The sequence below is a fragment of the Aeromonas simiae genome, from assembly GCF_014892695.1.
Classification (GTDB): Bacteria; Pseudomonadota; Gammaproteobacteria; order Enterobacterales; family Aeromonadaceae; genus Aeromonas; species Aeromonas simiae.
The window spans coordinates 3,906,193-3,912,500 of sequence record NZ_CP040449.1 but is presented as its reverse complement, the minus strand read 5'-3'; the positions used below and the strand labels follow the sequence as shown (position 1 = coordinate 3,912,500).

At 56.4% G+C, this 6,308-nt stretch carries 8 protein-coding genes; all 8 read right to left on the bottom strand.

All coding sequences use genetic code 11. From position 1 onward, the window contains the following. Positions 1-91 precede the first annotated feature (91 nt). Positions 92-631, bottom strand: coding sequence for a D-glycero-beta-D-manno-heptose 1,7-bisphosphate 7-phosphatase (gene gmhB, locus FE240_RS18650; RefSeq protein ID WP_042048500.1), 540 nt, complete (start codon positions 629-631; stop codon positions 92-94). 117 nt (positions 632-748) lie between these two features. Continuing rightward, positions 749-1,933: an elongation factor Tu gene (gene tuf / locus FE240_RS18645; RefSeq protein ID WP_193002862.1), complete on the bottom strand. Its 1,185-nt coding sequence runs from the start codon at positions 1,931-1,933 to the stop codon at positions 749-751. A 54-nt stretch (positions 1,934-1,987) separates the two neighbouring features. Next, entirely contained in the window at positions 1,988-4,093 is a 2,106-nt protein-coding gene (gene fusA / locus FE240_RS18640; RefSeq protein ID WP_042048502.1) for an elongation factor G, read from the bottom strand. Positions 4,094-4,168: 75 nt separating this feature from the next. Further along, on the bottom strand, positions 4,169-4,639 hold the full coding sequence (gene rpsG, locus FE240_RS18635; RefSeq protein ID WP_042048503.1) for a 30S ribosomal protein S7: 471 nt from the start codon (positions 4,637-4,639) through the stop codon (positions 4,169-4,171). A gap of 94 nt (positions 4,640-4,733) precedes the next feature. After that, a complete protein-coding gene (rpsL, locus tag FE240_RS18630) occupies positions 4,734-5,108 on the bottom strand; it encodes a 30S ribosomal protein S12 (RefSeq protein ID WP_005360265.1) in 375 nt (124 codons plus the stop codon). A 146-nt stretch (positions 5,109-5,254) separates the two neighbouring features. Beyond that, a complete protein-coding gene (gene tusB, locus FE240_RS18625; RefSeq protein WP_042048504.1) occupies positions 5,255-5,533 on the bottom strand; it encodes a sulfurtransferase complex subunit TusB in 279 nt (92 codons plus the stop codon). 7 nt (positions 5,534-5,540) lie between these two features. After that, entirely contained in the window at positions 5,541-5,897 is a 357-nt protein-coding gene (tusC, locus tag FE240_RS18620; RefSeq protein ID WP_042048505.1) for a sulfurtransferase complex subunit TusC, read from the bottom strand. A gap of 13 nt (positions 5,898-5,910) precedes the next feature. Next, the gene (tusD, locus tag FE240_RS18615; protein WP_193002861.1) at positions 5,911-6,303 is read right to left on the bottom strand and encodes a sulfurtransferase complex subunit TusD; all 393 of its coding nucleotides are present in this window, start codon (positions 6,301-6,303) and stop codon (positions 5,911-5,913) included. Positions 6,304-6,308 lie beyond the last annotated feature (5 nt).

The following is a 6,308-nucleotide window of genomic DNA, read 5'->3' as shown; positions in this document are numbered from 1 at the left end:
CATTATAGGGATCTCAACGCGGCTGGCAAGGGGAAAAAGCAGAAAAAGATGCCCTTTGCATTTGTTCGTTCAATAAACCAGCAAAAACGCTTTATAAGGTAGGAACACTCTTGGCAAACGCCAGTAGATCATCATAAACCGCATTCGCTAGCGTCTCCCCCTGGTCAGTGAGCGCCTTCCCGGTTCGCACCAGCACGTTTGTCCCAACACCGGCCTTGATACCGGCTTGGATATCGGCGGTCTTGTCTCCCACCATGTAGGAGGAAGGCAGGTCAATGTCCAGCTCCTTGGTCGCAGCCAACAGCATACCCGGCTCTGGTTTGCGGCAATCACAGGCAGGTCCATGTTCTGGGTGGTGGGGACAAAAGTAGATGCCATCGAGATCCACATCGCGATCGGCCAGAGACCAATCCATCCACTCGGTCAGATTCATGAAATCAGCTTCACTAAAGTAGCCGCGGGCAATACCGGACTGATTGGTCACAACAACCAGCAGATAGCCCTTCTTCTTCAGGAGTTGCAGCGCTTCGATGGTACCGGGCAGGAAATGAAAATCGTCAACCTGGCTCACATAGCCGGTGTCTTCATTGATGACACCATCACGATCGAGAAATATTGCGGACTTGGCCACGATGACTACCTCTGAAAAATAATGCGTCCGGATTATGGCACAGTGCCGTGATCGGAAAAACAAAAGGGGCGGCCAAAGCCACCCCCTTTCATAGACATTGAAACGCAGGGATATCGATTAAGCGATAACCTTGGCAACAACGCCGGCGCCAACAGTACGGCCACCTTCACGGATTGCGAAGCGCAGACCGTCGTCCATCGCGATCGGGCAGATCAGGGTAACAACCATCTTGATGTTGTCGCCCGGCATCACCATCTCTACGCCTTCCGGCAGTTCGATGGTGCCAGTCACGTCGGTGGTACGGAAGTAGAACTGCGGACGGTAGCCCTTGAAGAACGGGGTGTGACGGCCACCTTCGTCCTTGGACAGTACGTACACTTCGGATTCGAACTTGGTGTGCGGGGTGATGGTGCCCGGCTTGGCCAGTACCTGACCACGCTCTACGTCTTCACGCTTCACGCCACGCAGCAGTGCGCCGATGTTCTCGCCTGCACGACCTTCGTCCAGCAGCTTACGGAACATTTCTACACCGGTACAGGTGGTCTTGGTGGTGTCCTTGATGCCGACGATCTCGACTTCTTCACCTACCTTCACGATACCACGCTCTACACGACCGGTTACTACGGTACCACGGCCTGCGATGGAGAATACGTCTTCGATCGGCATCAGGAACGGCATGTCGATGGCACGCTCCGGCTCCGGGATGTATGCATCCAGGTGGCCTGCCAGCTCGATGATCTTCTCTTCCCACTGGGCGTCGCCTTCCAGTGCCTTCAGAGCAGAACCACGTACTACCGGCAGGTCGTCGCCCGGGAAGTCGTACTCGTTCAGCAGCTCACGCACTTCCATTTCTACCAGCTCGAGCAGCTCTTCATCATCAACCATGTCGCACTTGTTCATGAACACGATGATGTACGGAACACCTACCTGACGACCCAGCAGGATGTGCTCACGGGTCTGCGGCATCGGGCCGTCAGTCGCTGCAACTACCAGGATCGCGCCGTCCATCTGGGCAGCACCGGTGATCATGTTCTTAACGTAGTCGGCGTGACCCGGGCAATCTACGTGAGCGTAGTGACGGGTCGGGGTGTCGTATTCTACGTGGGAGGTGTTGATGGTGATACCACGCTCACGCTCTTCCGGGGCCTTGTCGATCTGGTCGAAGGCGAAGGCCTTACCACCGTAGTGCTTGGCCAGCACGTTGGTGATGGCGGCGGTCAGGGTGGTCTTACCGTGGTCAACGTGGCCGATGGTACCCACGTTTACGTGAGGCTTGGAACGCTCAAATTTTTCTTTAGACACGACGTAGTCCTTCTAGGTTAAACCCGCCTGCCGTCGCAGGCGGGGATTCTGAAATTACTTGGATTTGCGCTCGTCAATCACTGCCTGGGCAATGTTGTTCGGAGCTTCAGAGTACTTGCCGAACTCCATGGAGTAGGAGGCACGACCCTGGGTAGCGGAACGCAGGTCGGTAGCGTAGCCGAACATCTCAGCCAACGGAACCATGGCGCGTACGATCTTGCCGGACGGGCCATCTTCCATGCCTTCGATGATGCCACGACGACGGTTCAGGTCACCGATCACGTCACCCATGTAGTCTTCCGGGGTCTCAACTTCGACCTTCATCACCGGCTCGAGCAGAACAGGGCTGGCCTTCATGAAGCCGTCCTTGAACGCCATAGAAGCAGCGATCTTAAACGCCAGTTCGGAAGAGTCCACATCGTGGTAAGAACCGAAGTGCAGACGAACACCCAGGTCTACTACCGGATAGCCGGCCAGCGGACCAGTCTTCAGCTGCTCTTGGATACCCTTGTCGACGCCCGGGATGAATTCACCCGGAATCACGCCACCCTTGATGTCGTTAACGAACTCGTAGCCCTTGCCTTCTTCCAGCGGGTACATGTCGATAACCACGTGACCGTACTGACCACGACCACCAGATTGCTTGGCGTGCTTACCAGTGATGTCCACCGCCTTGCTGCGGATGGTTTCACGATAGGCAACCTGCGGCTTACCTACGTTGGCTTCAACCTTGAACTCGCGACGCATACGGTCAACGATGATGTCCAGGTGCAGCTCGCCCATACCGGCGATGATGGTCTGACCGGATTCTTCGTCGGTCCATACACGGAAGGACGGGTCTTCCTGAGCCAGACGGCCCAGTGCCAGGCCCATCTTCTCTTGGTCAGCCTTGGTTTTCGGCTCAACCGCGATGGAGATTACCGGCTCCGGGAATTCCATACGCTCGAGGATGATCGGGGCCTTCTCGTCACACAGGGTGTCACCAGTGGTAACGTCCTTCAGACCGATGGCAGCCGCGATGTCACCCGCGCGTACTTCCTTGATCTCTTCACGCTTGTTGGCGTGCATCTGTACGATACGGCCAAAACGCTCGCGCTTGTCCTTAACGGAGTTCAGCACGGAGTCACCGGAGTTAACCACACCGGAGTAGACGCGGAAGAAGGTCAGGTTGCCCACGAACGGGTCGGTGGCAATCTTGAACGCCAGAGCAGAGAACGGCTCGTCATCGGAAGCGTGACGCTCGTCTTTGGTCTCACCGTCCATCTTCAGGCCATCGATGGCCGGAACGTCGGTCGGGGCCGGCAGATAGTCGATCACGGCATCCAGCATGGCCTGTACGCCCTTGTTCTTGAACGCGGAGCCACAGGTAACCAGGATGATTTCGTTGTTCAGCACGCGCTGGCGCAGAGCACCCTTGATCTCTTCCTCGGTCAGGTCTTCACCGCCCAGGTACTTCTCCATCAGCTCTTCGGAGGCTTCAGCAGCAGCTTCGATCAGGTTCTGACGCAGCTCAAGTGCTTTGGCTTCCAGCTCAGCAGGAACGTCTTCATAGGTGAAGCTCACGCCTTGGTCGGCTTCGTTCCAGTTGATGGCCTTCATCTTGACCAGGTCGATGACGCCCTTAAAGTTCTCTTCTGCACCGATGTTCAGTTGCAGCGGAACCGGAACGCCCTTCAGACGGGTCTTGATCTGCTCAACGCAGCGCAGGAAGTTAGCACCGGTACGGTCCATCTTGTTGACGAACGCGATACGGGGAACTTTGTACTTGTTAGCCTGACGCCATACGGTCTCAGACTGGGGCTGAACACCACCTACGGCACAGTAAACCATCACGGCACCGTCCAGAACACGCATGGAACGCTCTACCTCGATGGTAAAGTCCACGTGACCCGGGGTATCGATGATGTTGATGCGGTGCGGCTGGAACTGCTTGCCCATGCCGGACCAGAAAGCGGTGGTCGCAGCGGAAGTAATGGTGATACCACGCTCCTGCTCCTGCGCCATCCAGTCCATGGTGGCAGTCCCTTCATGGGTCTCACCGATCTTATGGTTTACACCGGTATAAAACAGAACACGCTCGGTGGTAGTGGTCTTACCTGCGTCGATGTGAGCGGAGATACCGATGTTACGGTAACGCTCAATGGGGGTTGTACGAGCCATTGTCATCCTCTTACTAAGGAATAGTCCTTAGGTCTGCAAAAGATGCGCAGAGCCCATAGGCCCTGCGCAGGCGGATTACCAGCGGAAGTGAGCGAAAGCCTTGTTCGCTTCAGCCATGCGGTGCACGTCTTCACGCTTCTTGACGGAGGCGCCTTTGTTTTCGGCTGCATCCAGCAGTTCACCTGCCAGGCGCTGAGCCATAGATTTTTCACCACGTTTACGAGCGGCCTCAACCAGCCAGCGCATTGCCAGGGCATTGCGACGTACCGGACGCACTTCTACCGGCACCTGATAGGTTGCACCGCCGACACGACGAGACTTAACTTCGACGGCCGGACGGATGTTGTCCAGAGCCTCTTCGAATACGGCCAGGTGCTCTTTGCCAGTCTTAGTGGCAATGATATCCAGGGCACCGTATACGATGGCTTCGGAAACAGATTTCTTACCGTCAACCATTACTACGTTGACGAACTTGGCCAGCAGCTCAGATCCGAACTTGGGATCCGGCAGGATTTTACGCTGACCAACAACACGACGTCTTGGCATTTCAAATTCTCCGTGAACTTCAGGGGTTACCCAAAACTAGAAAGTTTTTAACTAGATAACGTATTAACGTTTGGCCTTACTTAACGGAGAACCATTAAGCTTTCGGGCGCTTCACACCGTACTTGGAACGAGCTTGCTTACGATCCTTAACGCCAGCGCAGTCGAGGGCGCCGCGAACGGTGTGATAACGCACACCCGGCAGGTCCTTAACACGACCGCCACGGATCAGCACAACGCTGTGCTCTTGCAGGTTGTGACCTTCACCACCGATATAGGAGGTGACTTCGAAACCGTTGGTCAGACGCACACGGCAAACTTTACGCAGAGCGGAGTTCGGCTTCTTCGGGGTGGTGGTGTATACACGGGTGCACACGCCACGCTTCTGAGGGCAGGCTTCGAGTGCCGGAACGTTGCTCTTGTACACGTTCTTGACACGCGGCTTGCGCACCAGCTGGTTGATAGTTGCCATCAAAAGGCTCCTGATAATGACTTCATAAACATGTGAAAAATCCTCCCCGCATACACGGGGACGCGAAATTCTAGGTCTACATGGGACGTGAGTCAAGATTTATACAATTCTTGCCCGGCAAATGATCGGGTAGCGCTCTTTTCGGATCACTCGGGCCAGCTGTGGGGCGAGCCGAGGCGGGCCACCAGATCAACCAAGCCGGTCATCGTGATCAGGGTACCGACCTTCGCCTCAAGGCCACGCGCCTTGAGATCCTCCTCCAGCACATACAGCGCCACCCCCTGCAAGCGAGAGGCATGTTGTGGCGCACTCGCCGCAATCACCCCATCTTGCAGCAACACCAGCGCATCATCGGCAGAGCGATAAGCCAGGTACTGTTCCAGTGCCGAAGAGGTGAAAGGAGAGCTCATGACCAAATGCAGCATGGAAGCCTCAGAATGTGATGTGGGTCGGGAAGCGTTGCCAGCAGACAACCAGCTCACTGCGGGACAACAGAGTAACCGGAATGAGTAGATCATCCCGCGTCAAGCCACGCTCGGCCAGGGAGTCGGCGCACACATAGACTTGCTCGATGTCATAGAGTTCGAGCATGCGGAACGTGGGGGCATAGTGGCGCTGCCCTACCCCCTCAGGTTGCTGACCGGCCAGCAATTGATACACACCGTCACCGATAAAGAAGAGGGCGAGATCCTCGGTCAGTGCAGAGGTCGCCAATACTGCGTCGAGGGCTTCGCGACCATAAGCGCTACCGTGCGGAGCATGGCGGGTGATGAAGGCAATCGGGTTCATGAAGGACTCCAGCTCAAAATTGCACGAAGCGATCGGCCTCGAGGGCCGCCTCAGCCAACTGACCCAAGCCACTCATCACAAACGGTGCAGACAGGTTATGCTGCGCCTTGCCTTGAGCCTGCGCCTCGCCCGCATCGATGACCCCGCGCCGCATCGCGGCCGCGACACAGACATCAAGGCACAGCCCTTCTCCTTCGGCCAACTCACGCCAGCGCTGAACCAAGTCCACTTCATCGCTAGCCGGGGCATGGAGAAAATTGGCATTGGCCACACCATCCCCATAGAAGAACAGATGGCTGATGCGATGCCCCTGCTCCAGCACCTGGCGAGCGAAGCGGTAGGCGCTATGGGCTCGTTCGATGCCATAAGGGGGGGCCGTGACCAGGATGGCAAATGTCAGGCTCATGGATC

Coding starts and splice junctions, on each gene's coding strand:
- fusA (WP_042048502.1), bottom strand. CDS start 4,093: ATGGCTCGTACAACCCCCATTGAGCGTTACCGTAACATCGGTATCTCC.
- rpsG (WP_042048503.1), bottom strand. CDS start 4,639: ATGCCAAGACGTCGTGTTGTTGGTCAGCGTAAAATCCTGCCGGATCCC.
- rpsL (WP_005360265.1), bottom strand. CDS start 5,108: ATGGCAACTATCAACCAGCTGGTGCGCAAGCCGCGTGTCAAGAACGTG.
- tusB (WP_042048504.1), bottom strand. CDS start 5,533: ATGCTGCATTTGGTCATGAGCTCTCCTTTCACCTCTTCGGCACTGGAA.
- tusC (WP_042048505.1), bottom strand. CDS start 5,897: ATGAACCCGATTGCCTTCATCACCCGCCATGCTCCGCACGGTAGCGCT.
- tusD (WP_193002861.1), bottom strand. CDS start 6,303: ATGAGCCTGACATTTGCCATCCTGGTCACGGCCCCCCCTTATGGCATC.